We start from the raw sequence: 1,286 nt of genomic DNA on the forward strand, positions 1-1,286 counted from the left end.
CGCACGGGCAACCGATCAGAAGAATGGCCAATCCCTTGTAGATCCACTCGCGCCAAGTTGCGCCTGTCCAGACGAGTGGCGGCAGGACCGCCACGATCGTAGCGACCACAACCACGCCGGGCGTATAGTAGCGCGAGAAGCGATCGATAAAGCGCTCCGTGGGCGCCTTGGACTCCTGCGCTTCCTCAACGAGCTTGACGACACGGGCGATGGTGTTGTCCCGGGCGGAGGCCGTGACCTTGATCCGGAGCAGGGACTCCCCATTCACCGTTCCGGCGAATACGGCCTCCCCGACCTTCTTGGAGACCGGCGTGCTCTCACCGGTTACGGGCGCCTCGTCGATGGAGCTGCGTCCGGAGACGATGACACCGTCGGCAGGAATGCGATCGCCGGGACGGACGTGGATCAGAGCGTCGACGGATAGCGTCTCGGCTTCCACCTCGCTGACTTCGCCATCGGATTCTTCGAGACGGGCGATCTTCGGGACGAGCTTGGTCAAATCCCGGATGCTCGCCCGGGCCCGCCCCGCAGCGAACCCCTCAAGAAGTTCGCCGATCAGAAACAGGAAAACGACAGTCGCCGCTTCTTCCGTCGCGCCGATGAAGACCGCGCCAACGGCCGCGATGGTCATCAGCATCTCGATCGAGAACGGTGTTCCAGCGAAGGCCGCCGAAAACGCTCGCTTCGCGATAGGAATCAGACCGACCAGCATCGCGAGCAGGAACGCCCAGCTCTCGATGCTCGGAATCGCCTTTCCCAGGGTGAACGCGACTGCCAGCGCGGTTCCGCATGCAATCGTCGCATCGCCCTTGCTCGATCGCCACCACGGTTCCTGGCCGTCGGCGGCATGACGGTGACCGTGACCGTCGTGGTCATCGGAATGACCGTGCTGGTGCGCCGGCCCCTCTTTGCCTTGGGGCCGATCCTCTTCGACGACGTACCCTAGGGCTGCGATCTGCCGGCTGACTGCCTCCCGCTGAACGGCCCCCTCATGATCAATCGATACGCTTCCGCCGGTCACCGAGACTTCGACGCCCCGCACCCCGGGCATCCGCGAAACGGCATTCTCGATCTTCGTGGCGCAGGCCGCGCAGTCCATCCCGCCGATCCGAAGTCTCACCTTCTGAGCGGCCTCGGTCACGCGTGGCTTCCCTGCGCAGCGTCATCCAAGTCGTTTTCCGGTCGAGGTGCCGGCGCGGAGTCCTTCCGGAACAGCACGTAAAGGGCCGGCAGCACCAGCAGCGTCAGGATCGTCGAGGAGATGATGCCGCCGATGACGACGGTGG

Annotated in this window: 1 protein-coding gene; it reads right to left on the reverse strand. The window is 64.5% G+C overall.

The genetic code is table 11. The features are described from left to right. The coding region (locus AX729_RS17810) for a heavy metal translocating P-type ATPase (RefSeq protein ID WP_197433616.1) at positions 1-1,099 on the reverse strand (1,099 nt) is incomplete at its 3' end. Positions 1,100-1,286: the final 187 nt, after the last annotated feature.

The sequence above is a fragment of the Bradyrhizobium sp. CCH5-F6 genome (genome assembly GCF_001556045.1).
In the GTDB taxonomy this organism is placed as follows: domain Bacteria; phylum Pseudomonadota; class Alphaproteobacteria; order Rhizobiales; family Xanthobacteraceae; genus Bradyrhizobium.